The organism is Streptomyces sp. SLBN-31, assembly GCF_006715395.1.
Taxonomy (GTDB): domain Bacteria; phylum Actinomycetota; class Actinomycetes; order Streptomycetales; family Streptomycetaceae; genus Streptomyces.
This window is the reverse complement of sequence record NZ_VFNC01000003.1, coordinates 296,114-310,581: the sequence shown is the minus strand read 5'-3', so window position 1 is coordinate 310,581 and position 14,468 is coordinate 296,114. Positions and strand designations below refer to the sequence as shown.

The following is a 14,468-nucleotide window of genomic DNA, read 5'->3' as shown; positions in this document are numbered from 1 at the left end:
CTCCCGCGCGCCAGCTTGTTTAGCGAGAGTAATGAGTTACGCTAAGGACATGCCGGACCTCACCCATGGCGACGACGTAGCCGCCGTGAACTCGCTTCGCTCAGGCGTCATGCGACTGTCCCGTCGACTGAAGCACCAGCGGGTCGACGAGTCGCTCAGCCCCACCGAGATGTCGGTGCTGGGCACCCTCTCCCTCTGCGGACAGGCCACCCCGGGCGAGCTCGCCCGCAAGGAGCACGTCCAGCCGCCGTCGATGACCCGCATCGTCGCGCTGCTGGAGGCCAAGGGACTGGTCCGGCTGGAGCCGCACCCCGAGGACCGGCGCCAGAAGGTCGTCACCAAGACCGAACAGGCCGAGGCCATGCTCGCGGAGAGCCGCGCCAAGCGAAACGCGTTCCTGGCCGATTTGGTCGAGGGCCTGGACGAGGACGAGTGGGCCGCACTGCGCGCCGCCGCCCCCGTGCTGGAGAAGCTCGCACACCTGTAAGCAGACCTACGCAAGGAGGCGAACCCTTTTGAGTTCGGGATCCGGAGCAGCTTCCGCCCCCGCACCGACCGCCCCTACCCCCTCCCGCAAGTCCTCGATGTTCAGCTCCCTGAGGGTCAGGAACTACCGGCTGTTCTTCCTCGGCCAGGTCGTCTCCAACATCGGCACCTGGATGCAGCGCATCGCCCAGGACTGGCTGGTCCTCAGCCTCACCGGCTCCGCGACCGCCGTCGGCGTCACGACGGGCCTGCAGTTCCTGCCGATGCTGCTCTTCGGCCTCTACGGCGGTGTCCTCGTCGACCGGCTGCCCAAGCGCCGCACCCTGCTGTTCACGCAGTCCGCGATGGGCCTCAGCGGGATCGCGCTCGCCGTGCTCACCCTGTCCGGCCACGTCCAGGTCTGGCACGTCTACCTGGCCGCCTTCTTCGTCGGCCTCGCCACCGTCGTCGACAACCCCGCCCGGCAGTCCTTCGTCACCGAGATGGTCGGCCGGGACCAGCTGCAGAACGCGGTCAGCCTGAACTCCGCGAACTTCCAGTCCGCCCGCCTGATCGGCCCCGCCGTCGCCGGGGTGATGATCACCGGGGTGGGCACCGGCTGGGCGTTCCTCTTCAACGGCCTGTCCTTCATCGCCACCCTCACCGGCCTGGTGATGATGAGGTCGCGCGAGCTGCACGCCGTGGAGCGCGCCCCGCGCGGCAAGGGCCAGCTGCGGGAGGGCCTGCACTACGTCGCCGGGCGCCCGGAGCTGATCTGGACGATCGTCCTGATCGGGTTCGTCAGCACCTTCGGCTTCAACTTCCCCGTCTACCTCTCGGCCTTCGCCGACGACGTATTCCACGCGGGCGCGGGCTCCTACAGCCTCTTCAACACCCTCATGGCCGTCGGCTCCCTGGCCGGCGCCCTGCTCGCGGCCCGCCGCGGCACGGCCCGGATGCGGGTGCTGGTGGTGGCCGCGGCGGCCTTCGGCACGCTGGAGATCGTGGCCGCCCTCGCCCCCTCGCTGTGGCTGTTCGCCCTGTTCATGGTCCCGATCGGCATGTTCGGCATGACGGTCAACGTCACCGCCAACACCAGCGTCCAGATGAGCACCGACCCGGCCATGCGGGGCCGGGTGATGTCCCTCTACATGATGGTGTTCATGGGCGGCTCGCCGGTGGGCGCGCCCATCGCCGGCTGGGTCACCGACACCTACGGCGTCCGGGCGGGCCTCGCGGCGGGCGGTGCCATCGCCGCGGGCGCGGCGGTCGTCATCGGCCTCGTCCTGGCCCGCGTCGGCAACCTGCGCCTGTCGGTCGGCTGGAACCGCGGCCACCCGCACGTCCGCTTCGTGCCGCGGGAGGCACAGGAGCAGCTGGCGCCCGCCGCCTGACGGGCGCCCCGGCCGGGACTACACGCGCCGCTCCAGCACCTGTCCCGGCCAGTCGCCCGCACCGAGGTAGGTCTCGGTGCGGGTGAAGCCGTTGTCCTCGTAGTAGCGGACGAGCCTGCCGTCGCCGCCCGCGTAGCAGTCGACCCGCAGCAGGCCGACGCCCGCGCCCCGTGTCACCTCGGCGGCGTGCGCGAGGAGCGCGCTTCCCACACCGTGGCCCTTGAAGCGGCGGTCGGAGGCCGGCCAGTGGATGTACCGCTCGGGCTCGCCGACCGGCGGCAGGTGGGACAGATAGGCGCCGGGCGCGTCGGTGAGGGTGAGGGTGGCGGCCGGCTCGCCGTCGGCCTCGGCGATGTAGGCGGCGCCCTCCTCCATGTACCGGACGACCGACTCCACCGTCCTCGGGCTCCGCGACAGCGGCTGCGTCCCTCTCCCCCATAGCCCTAAAGGCATGGGGGGACCCCCAGCCCCGTCCGCCCCCGCCCGGCCAGCCACTGAACGCAGCTGTCGAGCATGCCGAGTAGGACGGGAACGTCGTCGGATCCGGCGTCTCTGATGGTGATCTCCATGCGCCCATGGTGGCAGGCTGGTGTCCATGAGACTCTTCGCCGCGGTGCTGCCCCCGGAGAATGTGGCGGAGGAACTCGCCGCAGAACTGGCCGAGTTGAGGAGACTCCCCGGTGCGGACGGCCTGCGCTGGACCGGCCGCCCCGGCTGGCACTTCACCCTCGCCTTCTACGGGGAGGTCGCCGACGACGTCGTACCCGAGCTGTCGGAACGCCTGGCGCGGGCGGCACGGCGGTCCGGGGCGTTCCCGCTCGCCCTGCGCGGCGGCGGGCAGTTCGGGCACGGGCGGGCGCTGTGGGTGGGCGCCGAGGGGGAGACGGCCGCGCTGCGGCTGCTGGCCGACCGGGCGGAGGCGGCGGGCCGCAAGGTCGGCGTCGACATGGGGGAGCACCGGCGCTACAAGGCGCACCTGACGGTGGCGCGAAGCCGCGACGCGGTGGACGTACGCCCGTACCTGACGGCCCTGGGGGACTTCCGCAGCCGCACCTGGACGGTGGCGGAGCTGGTGCTGGTGCGCAGCGATCTGCCGAGGTCCGGGGTGCCGGGCGAGCAGCCCCGGTACGAGGCGGTCGCCCGTCGGCCGCTCGGCGGGGCCGGTTAGGCTCGGGGCGTGGACCCGAAGACCCGGAACCGGATCATGGCCGGTGTGCTCGTGCTGTTGTTCGTCGTGGTGGCGCTGACGGCGGCGCTCGGCAAGTGACCCCGACCGCCGCCGCACACCTGTGACGTCTACCAGGCGAAGGCCTCCGGAGACGGGCCGGGGCCCGGGAAGATCTCGTCGAGGCCGGTCAGCAGTTCCTCGCTCAGCTCCACCTCGGTCGCGCGGACCGCGGACTGGAGCTGCTCGGCCGTGCGCGGGCCGACGATCGGGCCGGTCACGCCCGGGCGGGTGAGCAGCCACGCGAGAGCCGTCTCGCCCGGCTCGACGCCGTGCTTGTCGAGCAGGTCCTCGTAGGCCTGGATCTGCGCGCGGATGGTGGTGTTGGTGAGGGAGTCGGCGGCCCGGCCGCTCGCCCGGCGCCCGCCCTCGACCTCCTTCTTGATCACACCGCCGAGCAGCCCGCCGTGCAGCGGCGACCAGGGGATGACCCCCAGGCCGTACTCCTGCGCGGCCGGGATGACCTCCATCTCGGCGCGGCGCTCGGCGAGGTTGTAGAGGCACTGCTCGCTGACGAGGCCGATGGTGCCGCCGCGGCGGGCGGCGATCTCGTTGGCCTGGGCGATCTTGTACCCGGGGAAGTTCGACGACCCGACGTAGAGGATCTTGCCCTGCGTGATCAGGGTGTCGATCGCCTGCCAGATCTCCTCGAAGGGGGTGGCGCGGTCGACGTGGTGGAACTGGTAGACGTCGATGTGGTCGGTCTGGAGCCGCTTGAGGCTGGCGTCCACGGCCCGCCGGATGTTCACGGCGGACAGCTTGTCGTGGTTGGGCCAGGCGTCGCCGTCGGCGGCCATGTTGCCGTACACCTTGGTGGCGAGGACGACCTTGTCACGCCGGTCGCCGCCCTTGGCGAACCAGTTGCCGATGATCTCCTCGGTGCGGCCCTTGTTCTCGCCCCAGCCGTACACGTTCGCGGTGTCGAAGAAGTTGATGCCGGCGTCCAGCGCCGCGTCCATGATCGCGTGGCTGTCGGCCTCGTTCGTCTGCGGTCCGAAGTTCATGGTGCCGAGGACGAGTCGGCTTACCTTGAGTCCCGTGCGTCCGAGCTGCGTGTACTTCATGACCACCTAGCCAACGGCGTGGAGTGCACTCTAGGCAAGGAGGTTCCGGTTCACCATGAGGGGGATGTCTTGAGAGCTGCTGTCCACGGTCCCGGGTTCCTGCTGCCGCTGGGGGCCGGGGGAGTCGCCGCGGGGGTGACGGTGTACGCCGTCGCCGCCACCTGGCGTGCCTGCGACGTCGGCAACGACTCCGCGAACGGGATGATCCTGCTCCTGTTGTTTCCCGTGCTGTGGGGCGTCTTCGCCGCGCTGTGGAGCGCCGTCCTGCGGCTCTTCGGCGCGGGCCGTCGCGCGGGCGCCTGTGCCGTCGCCGTCTGTGTGAGCGTGGGGCTCGTCTGGGGGCTGATCTCGTGGATCGGCGTCCTCGACTCGTATCCGGCACCGGTCTGCCCGGGGAACGTTCCGCCGTGGTGGCCGGAGATCATCCCCGTGTAGCGGGTGGCAGCGATCCAAGGAATTCCGTCCAGGTGAGCCGGGCGACCTGGAGGGGGCGGGACTCGGGGGACTTGGAGTCGCGGATGTGGATGGTGGTGGGGGTGAGGGCTATTTCCAGGCATTCGCCCTCGCTGCCGCTGTAGCTGCTCTTGAACCACACGAGGTTCCTGCTCATAGCTTCCCTGCCACCTCTTCGATCAGCATCGCGGACGCCTCGAGGCTGAGGGCCTGCGCTCGAAGGGTGCCATATTTGCCGAACAGATCTGCCAGGTCGGGCTGCTCGCTGACGAAGTAGCCGCCTCGATGGCCTTCGACGTAGGCGAGTTGGCGCCGCTCAGCGGTCTCCAGAAGGATCATGTTGCCGTTGAGGCCGGCATGTGTCTCCCGGTCGTGAGGCATGACCTGAACCTTGACGTGCCGAAGTCGGGCGATGGCGAGGATGTGGTGCAGCTGTTCCTTGAGCGTGTTGCGACCGCCCAACGGCCTTGTCAACGTGCTCTCTTCAAGTACGTAACTGACGCTTGGCGTCGGTGTGCGGGCGAACAGTTGCCCGCGAGCTACTCGAATCGCCACCTGCCGCTCGACCTCCTTGTCGTCCAGCGTCGGGCAGCAGTTGGACATGAAGACGGCCCGCGCGTAGGTCTCGGTCTGAAGCGACCCCGGAATCAGGTGCGTCTGGTACACGTGCAGGGCTGCCGCCTTCTTCTCTTCCTCCAGGTACCTCGGTCCACGGCTGCAGCCCGCTGCTTCCGAACTCCTCCTCCGAGAGCATCGCGAGTGCACCTTGTGCACCGAGCACCTGATCGGCCACCTCGACGAACCGGCCCTTCGGTGAACGCTCGCCTCTCTCCACCATCGCCACCTGGGACTTGGAGTAGCCGACGTGCCGGGCCAATGCTTCCTGGGTCATGTCGGCCCGCTCCCGATGGAACCGAAGCAGTACACCGAAGGCCCTGGACCCACGATCACCGAAGTGCACAACAACCTCCCCAAGTGCACAGCGCTGCACGGACGTTCCGCAGCACTGGTCACAGTATGTGAGCGGGCGGAACCATTTGCGTCATGAACGAGAGAATCTCCGCCCCCTGGATCCCCACCTGGATCCCCGCCTCCGGTCACGCGCTCCGTCACGCCGGCATCCACTTCGACGCCGTACGCGTCAAGGGAGCTGAGGCGGAACGCATCGCGTCGGAGTTGATGTCGGCCACCGACTTCGACGCGGGGCCGGTCGTCCAGGAGTTCGCCGGCGACCGGAACATGTACTTCCTGTTGCCCCCGCAAACCGCGTCGGCGCACCGCTGGCCGCCCGGCGCGCGGGCGTTGACGCGGGGGCACGGCTGCCTCGCCTACGTAGGTGTCCCGGCGCTGACCGGTGTCACCTGGCCGCTCGGCTGGCGGTCGGTGCCGTCGAGGGAAAGGCCCTTCGTCGATGGGGAGTTGCTGTCACGGATCGTGTCGGCGCACCCGATCGTCAGCCGCCGTTGAAGAAGATCAGCAGACCCCGCGCGGAGTCCGTGGCGGTGGCCGTGTTGGCCACGGCGAGGACGGCCAGGACCGGCGAGGACACCGCGGAGAGCGCGCCGAACGACCCCAGAACGCGCCGCGTCCGCCGCTGCCACCTTGCCGTCCTCGCGAACCGCCGCCACAGGGACACACTCACGCCCACGAGGAGGGCCGCGACGACGCCGGCGATCACCGCGAGGGTCGCGTGGTAGCGGGAGTTGTCGCTGATCATCGTCGCGAGGGCGGGCGGGGTCGAGGTGCCGCCCGGGTGCGAGGCGTCCGTCAGGCTCTGTCGGACCTGGTCGAGGGTGTCGGCGAGGGCGCCGTGGCCCGGTGTGCCGACGGGCAGCATCGACAGCAGCGAGGTGAAGGGGGCCGCCGCGCCCTGGACGTTGGCCATCACGACGAGCAGGGAGAGCAGGGCGAGGGCCGCGACGCACGTGCCCGCCGAAGCGAGCGCCGCCCTCCTCGCCGTACCGGGGCCGCCGGCTCGGGCGTAGGCCTGCCACAGCAGGATGCCGAGCGCGGTGAGCACGAGCAGCAGGAGCGTGGCGATCGCGGCCTTGGCCACGTGGAAGCGGAACCAGTAGTCGACGAGCTGCTGCATGTCCGGGGAGAGACGGCGGTCGCCGGAGTGCCAGTACTCGACGAAGCCGTCGCCGACGGCGTCGACGAGGTTGCGCTGGTTCGCGTAACCGCCCTGCGAGCCGTTCGCCGCCAGGGCGTGCGGGGCGAGGAGGAGGGCGGGGACCAGGGCCGTCGCGAGGACGGCGAGCAGGGCGAGCAGGCGCCCGTGGGCGGGGACGGGCGCGGCGGCTGGGCTGGACAAGGACATCCCCCTGGTTCGTACGGCTGCCGATCACCCTGCCGCACGCGGGGCCGCCCGGGCACTGGGGAGGGCCACCGGCCCGGGCGGGGGTTCGCCCTACCTCGCGCCCGGGCCGTACAGGACGGCGAACAGCGCGCGGGCGCGGGTGCCTTCGGGGGCGGCCGGGGACTGCCAGGCGCCGGTGACGTGGCCGATGGCGTCCGCCGGGCGGGTGTCGGGGGCGGTGGGGTCGAGGACGCGGTGGACGCGGAGGGTCGTGCCGCCCGGGGCAGGGAGCGTGGTGCCACGCTCGTCGTCGGTGATCTCGACCGGCCAGGACAGGGCGCCCAGGCCGGTGCCCGTGTAGGAGTGGGCCACCTCGTGGTCGGCGGTGTCCGTGATGCTCTGGGCCATGGCCGGGGCCCGGCCCTCGATCAGGGCGAGGAGTTCGGCGTACAGCACCGGGTCGTGGCAGCCGTCGTAGGCCCAGCGCGGGCCGAGGACGCCGTGCTCCATGGTGCCGACCAGTACGTGTTCGGCGCCGGGGAGAGGAGCGCCGCGGTAGGTGAGGGGCACGTGGTAGGCGACCGGTTCGGGGCCGGAGGTGTCGACGGCCACCATGAACTCGATCCCGACCTCGCCCTCGGGGTCGTCCAGCCGGAACCCGCCGGCCCTGACCAACTCCGGTGTGCCGGAACCGGCGTACCACGGGCGGGTGGGCAGCCAGGGGGTGAGCAGTTCCAGCTTGGTGGGCTTGACCGTGGTGCGGTGGATGATCGCCATGCGGCGGATTGTGCCAGTCAGTCGCGGGGGAACTCATCCGTCTTGAGCGTGAGACCGATGTCCGTGACGGTGAGGTCGACGTCCCCTCCGAAGCCGACAGTCGTCTCCGTCAGGTAGTCGCCGTCCTTGGGCTCGGTGAACAGGTGGCACTTGCCCTGGTAGGGGTCGGCGATGAGGTAGACGGGGAACAGCTTGTCCAGAGTCAGCTCGCCGCTGTGGTCGGCCATCTCGATCCTGTCTTAGAGGACGGTCATCGTGGCGCTCCTCCCCGGCTGCCCCACGGACAGGTACAGCCGCGCGGTACAACGACACGCACGGTGACCAGGTCGCGCGGAGGGGAACAGACCTCCGGTCGCCGCCGCGCCGGCTCAGCCGGCGTACGGCTCCCCGACCCCCCACGCCTGGTGCATGGCGTCCGCGAAGGCCGCCGCGATCTTGTGTTCGCCGCTCGCGTTCGGGTGGGTGCCGTCGTAGGTGTCGAGGTGGATGTCGTACGACGGCGGGGGTGAGGCGAGCAGGAGCGGGGAGCGGGGCTCGTCCAGGTCGGCGACGGCCTTCGCGAGGAGTTCGTTGAAGAGGGTCACCTGGGCGGCGAAGGGCGCGTCCTCGGCGGCGCGGACGTTGGGTATCACCGGCAGCACGGCCATGCGGACGCGCGGGTTCGCCGTGCGGGCCTCGGCCACGAAGCGGCGCACGTTCTCCGCCGTCTGCTCGGCGTTGGTGTAGAAGCCCAGGTCGATCAGGCCCAGCGAGACCAGGAGCACGTCCGCGCGCTGTGCACGCACCGCCTGAGCGATCAGCGGCGCCATGTGCAGCCAGCCCTCGCCCCAGCCGGCCAGGTGGGCGCGGGGGAAGTCGGGGTCGGCGTACTCGTACGACGTCGGGGCGTCCGTCGCCTTGTCGTACAGCGTCTCGCGGGGGCCGACGACGGCGCAGGGGCCGCCGTACGTGTCGCGCAGGTGCTGCCACATGCGGTAACGCCAGGTGTGTTCCCCGGCGCTCCCGATCGTCATGGAGTCCCCGACCGGCATGAACCTAAGCATCCGCTCATGATGGACGATGCGGGAGGGATCAATGGGACGGCCGGGGTGTGAGGCCCGCCACCCGTCGCTGCGGCGGTCGGCCCGCCCCGTGAACCACCGGCGGGGATGGCAGGCTTGGGGCATGCGTCGACCGTTCGCTCTACTCGCCGGGGTCCTGCTCGTGGGCGCCTTCGCCGTGCCCGCCTCCGCCGCCGACGGCAAGGGGGACAAGGGGTTCACGATCTCCGACCCCCGGATCACCGAGTCCAGCGGACTCGCCGCCTCCCACCTGCACCCCGGGATCTACTGGACCCACAACGACAGCAGCGACGGGCCGTACATCTACGCGGTCGACAGCGCCTCCGGCAGGACGGTCGCCCGCGTCGCCCTCAGCGGCATCGGCTCACCCCGCGACGTCGAGGCCATCTCCATCGGGCCGGACGACCAGATCTACGTCGGCGACATCGGCGACAACCTCGGCGGCAACTGGCCGTACGTGTGGATCTACCGGCTGCCCGAGCCGAAGAAGCTCGTCGACCAGACCGTGCGGGCCACGCAGTACGTCGTGAAGTACACCGACGGCGCCCGCAACGCCGAGTCGCTGGTCGTCGACCCGAAGACCGGGCGCGTGTACATCATCGACAAGAACGAGAACGGCGGGCACCTGTTCGAGGGCCCTGCCGAGCTCTCCGCCTCCGGCACCAACTACTTCCGACCCGTCGCCACCGTCGACCTCTGGGCCACGGACGCCGCCATCTCCCCGAACGGCAAGCAGCTCGCCGTGCGCGGCTACTTCGGGGGCATCTACTACGACTGGAACGGCGGCAGGATCAAGCGCAAGGGCCGGCTGGAGGTGCCGTTGCAGCGGCAGGGGGAGTCCGTCAGCTACTCGCCCGACGGGACCCGGCTGATGTACGGCAGTGAGGGCGCGGACAGTCCCGTCCAGGCCAAGGAAGCCCCCGGCGGTGCCGCCGCCGCCAAGACGCCCTCCGGCGGCGGCAGTTCGAGCGCCTCCGGCAGCGACGGCGGAAACTCGGGTGGCAACCTGAAGGTCGGCGCCCTGGCCGTGGTCGTGGTGGCGGCGCTGGCGTTCGGCGCGCGGCGGCTGTTCCGGCGCCGGTGACGTCGTAGTACTTGACGTGCTCATGTGACGTGGCTTCCATGGAGGCACCGGGTTGTGGGAGCGCTCCCACTCGTTTCGGGCCCGTGCCTCCCGAGGAGGAAGCAGCGACATGTTCCGCAGCCTGCGTAGAGCGCTGTGCGCGGTGGCCGCAGCGCTTGTGCTGCCGCTGGCCGGTGTCGGCGTCCAACCGGCCGACGCGGCGGCCGAGGCGGCCGGCGCCGGGTACTGGCACACCAGTGGCCGTCAGATCCTCGACGCGGCCGGGCAGCCGGTCCGGATCGCCGGGATCAACTGGTTCGGCTTCGAGACCGGCAACTACGTCCCCCACGGCCTGTGGTCCCGCGACTACAAGTCCATGATCGACCAGATGAGATCGCTGGGCTACAACACCATCCGGCTGCCCTACAGCGACGACATCTTCAAGTCCTCCACCGTCCCCACCAGCATCGACTTCAGCAGCGGCAAGAACGCCGACCTGCAGGGGCTCAACTCCCTCCAGGTGATGGACAAGCTAGTCGCCTACGCCGGCCAGGACGGGCTCAAGGTCATCCTCGACCGGCACCGCCCGGACTCCGGCGGCCAGTCGGCGCTCTGGTACACCTCGGCGGTCCCCGAGTCGACGTGGATCGCCAACCTCAAGGCGCTGGCCGCCCGTTACAAGGGCCAGGACACGGTGGTGGGCATCGACCTGCACAACGAGCCGCACGATCCGGCCTGCTGGGGCTGCGGGGACACGGCGACCGACTGGCGGCTCGCCGCCCAGCGCGCCGGGAACGCGGTGCTCTCCGTCAGTCCCGACCTGCTGATCTTCGTCGAGGGCGTGCAGACGTTCAACGGTGTCTCGGGGTGGTGGGGCGGCAACCTCATGGGAGTCGCCCAGTACCCGGTCCAACTGAGCGTGGCGAACCGGGTGGTGTACTCCGCCCACGACTACGCCACCAGCGTCGCCCAGCAGCCCTGGTTCAGCGACCCGTCCTTCCCCGGCAACATGCCGGGCGTCTGGGACAAGTACTGGGGCTACATCTTCAAGCAGAACATCGCGCCGGTGTGGGTGGGCGAGTTCGGTACCACGCTGGCCTCCACGACCGACCAGAAGTGGCTGGCCGCACTGGTGAGTTACCTGCGCCCGACGTCGACGTACGGCGCGGACTCCTTCAGCTGGACCTTCTGGTCCTGGAACCCCAACTCCGGTGACACCGGGGGGATCCTCAAGGACGACTGGCAGACCGTGGACACCGTGAAGGACGGGTATCTGGCGAGCGTCAAGGCGCCGCTGTTCCCGGGCACCGGCACGGGCGGCGGTGGCGGAGGCGGCGGTGGTGGCGGTGGCGGGAGCACCGCCGCGTGCAGTGCCTCCTACACCGTCAGCAGCGACTGGGGGAGCGGGTTCAACGCCGAGGTGAAGGTGACCAACACCGGTACCACGGCGATCGGTTCGTGGAAGGTGACCTGGACCTGGAGCGGGTCGCAGCAGGTCACGAACATGTGGAACGCCTCCTACACGCAGACCGGTTCGACGGTCACCGCCGCCAACGCCGCGCACAACGGCGGCCTCGCGGCGGGGAGTTCGGCGACGTTCGGGTTCGGAGGCGCGCCCGGCGGCGGTAGCGTGCCGACGGTGAGCTGTACGGCGTCGTAGGGGCCGTGTGTGACGGGGGCGCCCATGGAGGGAGCGGGCGCCTCCAGATCACAGGATTTTCAAATCTTTACGCAAGTTGTTCCTTCTGTTGGCGCTTCTTCGAAAGGATCCGGACAGGACCGTGAACTTTCCGGTCCTCCAACCCCCCATCTCGCGAGGGAACTTCATGAGAAGAAGCGCAGCCGTGCTGTGCGGCACGGCGGTCGTCCTTGCCGGATCGGTCACGGCGGTTCCCGCCGAGGCCAGCCCCTCCTCCTCCGCCCCCTCCTTCCAGCCGGCGAAGGTCACCTGGAAGAAGTGCGGCACGGACGACTCCCCGACCCTGCAGTGCGGGACGGTGAAGGTGCCCCTCGACTACGCCAAGCCGCAGGGCCGGAAGATAACCCTGGCCCTGACCCGGGTCCCGCACACCGCCACCAAGTTCCAGGGCCCGTTGCTGGTCAACCCCGGCGGCCCCGGCGGCAGCGGGCTGAGCCTCGCCCCCTTCGTCGCCTCCTCGCTGCCCAAGGCGGTCGCGGCCCAGTACGACGTCATCGGCTTCGACCCGCGCGGTGTCGGCGAGAGCAAGCCCGCCCTCGACTGCAAGCCGGGCTACTTCAACCCCGTCCGCCCGGCCAGCGTTCCCACCAGCCCGGCCATCGAGAAGGCCAACCTGGAGCGCGCCAAGTCCTTCGCCGCCGCCTGCGGCCGCAAGTACGCGGACGTGCTGCCGTACATCAACACGATCAGCGCCGTGAAGGACATGGACTCGATCCGCAAGTCCGTCGGCGCCAAGAAGATCAACTACTTCGGCTACTCCTACGGCACCTACCTGGGCCAGGTCTACGCCAAGCTCTTCCCGCACCAGGTGCGCCGCCTGGTCCTGGACTCGATCGTCGACCCCGAGGGGGTCTGGTACGACGACAACATCGGCCAGGACTACGCCTTCGACGCCCGCCACAAGGCACTCATGGCGTGGATCGCCAAGTACGACTCGACGTACAAGCTCGGCACCGACCCGGCCAAGATCGAGGCCAAGTGGTACGCGATGCAGGCCGAACTCGCCAAGACGCCCGCGGGCGGCAAGGTGGGCGCGGCGGAGCTGGAGGACACCTTCCTGCCCGGCGGCTACTACAACGGCTACTGGCCCTACCTGGCCCAGGCGTTCGCCGCGTACGTCAACGACCACAACTCCGCACCGCTGGTGACGGCGTACCAGAACTTCGCCGCCATCGACGCCTCCGGTGACAACGGCTACAGCGTGTACGCGGCCGTACAGTGCCGGGACGTGCCCTGGCCGCGGGACTGGAAGCAGTGGCAGAAGGACAACTGGGCGGTGTACGCCAAGGCGCCCTTCAACGCGTGGAACAACGCCTGGTACAACGCGCCGTGCGCGTTCTGGCCCACCAAGTCGCTGAAGCCGGTGAACGTCGCCAACTCCAAGCTGCCGCCGGTGCTGCTGTTCCAGGCGACGAACGACGCGGCCACCCCGTACCAGGGCGGTGTCACCGTCCACCGCCTGCTCAAGCACTCCAGCCTGGTCGTCGAGCAGGGCGGCGGCAACCACGGCATCACGCTGAGCGGCAACGCCTGCCTGGACAAGTACCTGGCGAAGTACCTGACCGACGGCACGGTCCCGCGCGGGCACGGCACGGCCGACGCGGTCTGCCAGAAGACGGCCGACCCGAAGCCGCTGAGCACGGCGAAGTCCGCGCTGACGGCGCAGCAGCCGGCCGCCGGGGCGCGCGGTGAGGCGCTGCACGGCATGCTCGGCTTCCGCGGCTGAGCGAAGTGCGAGAAGGGCGCCCGGTGTTCGCCGGGCGCCCTTCGTCGTCGTGCGTCGTCGTGCCGGGTGGCAGCGGTTACAGCTTCTCGATCACGTAGTCGATGCACTTCGTCAGCGCCTCGACGTCCGCCGGGTCGATCGCCGGGAACATCGCGACGCGCAGCTGGTTGCGGCCGAGCTTGCGGTAGGGCTCGGTGTCGACGATGCCGTTGGCGCGCAGCACCTTGGCGACGGCGGCCGCGTCGACCTCGTCGGAGAAGTCGATCGTGCCGATGACCTGGGAGCGCTTGGCCGGGTCGGCGACGAACGGCGTCGCGAACTTCACGTCCTCCGCCCAGCCGTACAGCGTGCGCGCGGAGGTGGCGGTGCGGCGCACCGCGAAGTCCAGGCCGCCCTGGCCGTTGATCCACTCCAGCTGCTGGTTCAGCAGGAACAGGGTGGCCAGCGCCGGGGTGTTGTACGTCTGGTTCTTGCGGGAGTTGTCGATCGCCGTCGGCAGCGAGAAGAACTCCGGGACGTGGCGGCCGGAGGCGTGGATCCGCTCGGCGCGCTCGATCGCGGCCGGGGAGAAGACGCCGATCCACAGGCCGCCGTCGGAGGCGAAGGACTTCTGCGGGGCGAAGTAGTAGACGTCCGTCTCGGCGACGTCCACCGGCAGGCCGCCGGCGCCGGAGGTGGCGTCGACCAGGACCAGGGCGCCCTCGTCGGCGCCGGCCACGCGCTTGATCGGCATGGCGACACCGGTGGAGGTCTCGTTGTGCGTGAAGGCGTAGACGTCGACGCCCGCCTCGGCCTGCGGCTCCGGGTGGGTGCCCGGGTCGGAGGCGATCACGGTCGGCTCGGCCAGCCACGGGGCCAGCTTGGCGGCCTTGGCGAACTTGGAGCTGAACTCGCCGAAGTTGAGGTGCTGGGACTTGTTCTCGATCAGCCCGTGCGTCGCGACGTCCCAGAAGGCCGTCGAGCCTCCGTTGCCGAGGATCACCTCGTAGCCCTCGGGCAGGGAGAACAGCTCGGAGATGCCCTCACGGACCTTGCCGACCAGGTTCTTCACCGGAGCCTGGCGGTGGGAGGTCCCCATGAGGGACGTACCGGTGGCGGCCAGCGCGTCCAGCGCTTCCGTCCGCACCTTGGAGGGGCCCGCGCCGAAACGTCCGTCGGCGGGCTTGATGTCAGCGGGAATCTGGATCTCAGCCACGAGCCGGAGCGTATCCCCTCGGCGAAACCGCACGGAAACGTGTCCGT

General features: G+C 70.1%; 15 protein-coding genes and 3 pseudogenes. 8 read left to right on the top strand and 10 right to left on the bottom strand.

Annotation, left to right across the window (positions count from 1 at the left end; genetic code table 11):
* Positions 1-49: 49 nt before the first annotated feature.
* Positions 50-487, top strand: a complete 438-nt coding sequence (locus FBY22_RS38885) for a MarR family winged helix-turn-helix transcriptional regulator (protein WP_142152954.1) — start codon at positions 50-52, stop codon at positions 485-487.
* 28 nt (positions 488-515) lie between these two features.
* Positions 516-1,859 carry an MFS transporter gene (locus FBY22_RS38880; RefSeq protein ID WP_399212686.1) on the top strand — a complete coding sequence of 448 codons (1,344 nt, stop codon included), beginning with the start codon at positions 516-518 and terminating at the stop codon, positions 1,857-1,859.
* 18 nt (positions 1,860-1,877) lie between these two features.
* Here the strand turns inward: FBY22_RS38880 and FBY22_RS38875 are convergent.
* Positions 1,878-2,428 (bottom strand): annotated as a pseudogene (locus FBY22_RS38875) (GNAT family N-acetyltransferase).
* A 26-nt stretch (positions 2,429-2,454) separates the two neighbouring features.
* Here FBY22_RS38875 and thpR point away from each other — a divergent pair.
* Positions 2,455-3,027, top strand: a complete 573-nt coding sequence (gene thpR, locus FBY22_RS38870; protein ID WP_142152951.1) for an RNA 2',3'-cyclic phosphodiesterase — start codon at positions 2,455-2,457, stop codon at positions 3,025-3,027.
* Positions 3,028-3,155: 128 nt separating this feature from the next.
* Here thpR and FBY22_RS38865 read toward each other — a convergent pair whose 3' ends face one another.
* Positions 3,156-4,148, bottom strand: a complete 993-nt coding sequence (locus FBY22_RS38865) for an aldo/keto reductase (RefSeq protein WP_142152949.1) — start codon at positions 4,146-4,148, stop codon at positions 3,156-3,158.
* 69 nt (positions 4,149-4,217) lie between these two features.
* Here FBY22_RS38865 and FBY22_RS38860 point away from each other — a divergent pair, with 69 nt between their 5' ends.
* Positions 4,218-4,583 (top strand): hypothetical protein, encoded by a 366-nt coding sequence (locus tag FBY22_RS38860; protein ID WP_142152947.1) that lies wholly within the window; start codon positions 4,218-4,220, stop codon positions 4,581-4,583.
* On the opposite strand, the gene FBY22_RS38855 is transcribed toward FBY22_RS38860, so the two are convergent.
* From FBY22_RS38855 to FBY22_RS45840, 3 genes and pseudogenes are all read right to left on the bottom strand, one after another.
* A complete protein-coding gene (locus FBY22_RS38855; RefSeq protein WP_142152945.1) occupies positions 4,570-4,758 on the bottom strand; it encodes a DUF397 domain-containing protein in 189 nt (62 codons plus the stop codon). The genes FBY22_RS38860 and FBY22_RS38855 overlap by 14 nt on opposite strands.
* Complete coding sequence (locus FBY22_RS38850; RefSeq protein WP_313905484.1) at positions 4,755-5,267, bottom strand: DUF5753 domain-containing protein; 513 nt, start codon at positions 5,265-5,267, stop codon at positions 4,755-4,757. Before FBY22_RS38850 ends, FBY22_RS38855 begins: the two co-directional genes overlap by 4 nt.
* Positions 5,268-5,418: 151 nt before the next feature.
* Positions 5,419-5,493: pseudogene (locus tag FBY22_RS45840) on the bottom strand (helix-turn-helix domain-containing protein); the annotation flags it as partial.
* Positions 5,494-5,645: 152 nt separating this feature from the next.
* On the opposite strand from FBY22_RS45840, the gene FBY22_RS38845 reads away from it, so the two are divergent.
* Positions 5,646-6,068, top strand: coding sequence for a hypothetical protein (locus tag FBY22_RS38845; RefSeq protein WP_142152944.1), 423 nt, complete (start codon positions 5,646-5,648; stop codon positions 6,066-6,068).
* Here the strand turns inward: FBY22_RS38845 and FBY22_RS38840 are convergent.
* The 4 genes and pseudogenes from FBY22_RS38840 to FBY22_RS38825 all read right to left on the bottom strand — a co-directional run bounded on the left by FBY22_RS38840 (position 6,055) and on the right by FBY22_RS38825 (position 8,720).
* Entirely contained in the window at positions 6,055-6,915 is an 861-nt protein-coding gene (locus tag FBY22_RS38840; protein ID WP_260845359.1) for a hypothetical protein, read from the bottom strand. The genes FBY22_RS38845 and FBY22_RS38840 overlap by 14 nt on opposite strands.
* Positions 6,916-7,011: 96 nt before the next feature.
* Complete coding sequence (locus FBY22_RS38835; protein WP_142152940.1) at positions 7,012-7,677, bottom strand: maltokinase N-terminal cap-like domain-containing protein; 666 nt, start codon at positions 7,675-7,677, stop codon at positions 7,012-7,014.
* A 17-nt stretch (positions 7,678-7,694) separates the two neighbouring features.
* Positions 7,695-7,862, bottom strand: a pseudogene (locus FBY22_RS45585) (Uma2 family endonuclease); the annotation flags it as partial.
* Positions 7,863-8,045: 183 nt separating this feature from the next.
* The gene (locus tag FBY22_RS38825) at positions 8,046-8,720 is read right to left on the bottom strand and encodes an SGNH/GDSL hydrolase family protein (RefSeq protein WP_142152938.1); all 675 of its coding nucleotides are present in this window, start codon (positions 8,718-8,720) and stop codon (positions 8,046-8,048) included.
* A gap of 121 nt (positions 8,721-8,841) precedes the next feature.
* Between FBY22_RS38825 and FBY22_RS38820 the strand changes: the two genes are divergently transcribed.
* The 3 genes from FBY22_RS38820 (at position 8,842) to FBY22_RS38810 (ending at position 13,226) form a co-directional block, all read left to right on the top strand.
* Positions 8,842-9,822: a WD40 repeat domain-containing protein gene (locus FBY22_RS38820; protein WP_142152935.1), complete on the top strand. Its 981-nt coding sequence runs from the start codon at positions 8,842-8,844 to the stop codon at positions 9,820-9,822.
* 109 nt (positions 9,823-9,931) lie between these two features.
* Complete coding sequence (locus tag FBY22_RS38815; RefSeq protein WP_142152933.1) at positions 9,932-11,461, top strand: cellulase family glycosylhydrolase; 1,530 nt, start codon at positions 9,932-9,934, stop codon at positions 11,459-11,461.
* Between the two features lie 166 nt (positions 11,462-11,627).
* The gene (locus tag FBY22_RS38810) at positions 11,628-13,226 is read left to right on the top strand and encodes an alpha/beta hydrolase (protein ID WP_142152931.1); all 1,599 of its coding nucleotides are present in this window, start codon (positions 11,628-11,630) and stop codon (positions 13,224-13,226) included.
* Between the two features lie 76 nt (positions 13,227-13,302).
* Here the strand turns inward: FBY22_RS38810 and serC are convergent, their stop codons facing one another.
* Entirely contained in the window at positions 13,303-14,421 is a 1,119-nt protein-coding gene (gene serC / locus FBY22_RS38805) for a phosphoserine transaminase (protein WP_142152929.1), read from the bottom strand.
* Positions 14,422-14,468 lie beyond the last annotated feature (47 nt).

Excerpts from the sequence above, each read along its gene's own strand:
- FBY22_RS38835 (WP_142152940.1), bottom strand. The coding sequence starts at position 7,677 with ATGGCGATCATCCACCGCACCACGGTCAAGCCCACCAAGCTGGAACTG.
- FBY22_RS38885 (WP_142152954.1), top strand. The coding sequence starts at position 50 with ATGCCGGACCTCACCCATGGCGACGACGTAGCCGCCGTGAACTCGCTT.
- FBY22_RS38815 (WP_142152933.1), top strand. The coding sequence starts at position 9,932 with ATGTTCCGCAGCCTGCGTAGAGCGCTGTGCGCGGTGGCCGCAGCGCTT.
- FBY22_RS38825 (WP_142152938.1), bottom strand. The coding sequence starts at position 8,720 with ATGCTTAGGTTCATGCCGGTCGGGGACTCCATGACGATCGGGAGCGCC.
- FBY22_RS38845 (WP_142152944.1), top strand. The coding sequence starts at position 5,646 with ATGAACGAGAGAATCTCCGCCCCCTGGATCCCCACCTGGATCCCCGCC.
- FBY22_RS38855 (WP_142152945.1), bottom strand. The coding sequence starts at position 4,758 with ATGAGCAGGAACCTCGTGTGGTTCAAGAGCAGCTACAGCGGCAGCGAG.
- thpR (WP_142152951.1), top strand. The coding sequence starts at position 2,455 with ATGAGACTCTTCGCCGCGGTGCTGCCCCCGGAGAATGTGGCGGAGGAA.
- FBY22_RS38820 (WP_142152935.1), top strand. The coding sequence starts at position 8,842 with ATGCGTCGACCGTTCGCTCTACTCGCCGGGGTCCTGCTCGTGGGCGCC.
- FBY22_RS38810 (WP_142152931.1), top strand. The coding sequence starts at position 11,628 with ATGAGAAGAAGCGCAGCCGTGCTGTGCGGCACGGCGGTCGTCCTTGCC.
- FBY22_RS38865 (WP_142152949.1), bottom strand. The coding sequence starts at position 4,148 with ATGAAGTACACGCAGCTCGGACGCACGGGACTCAAGGTAAGCCGACTC.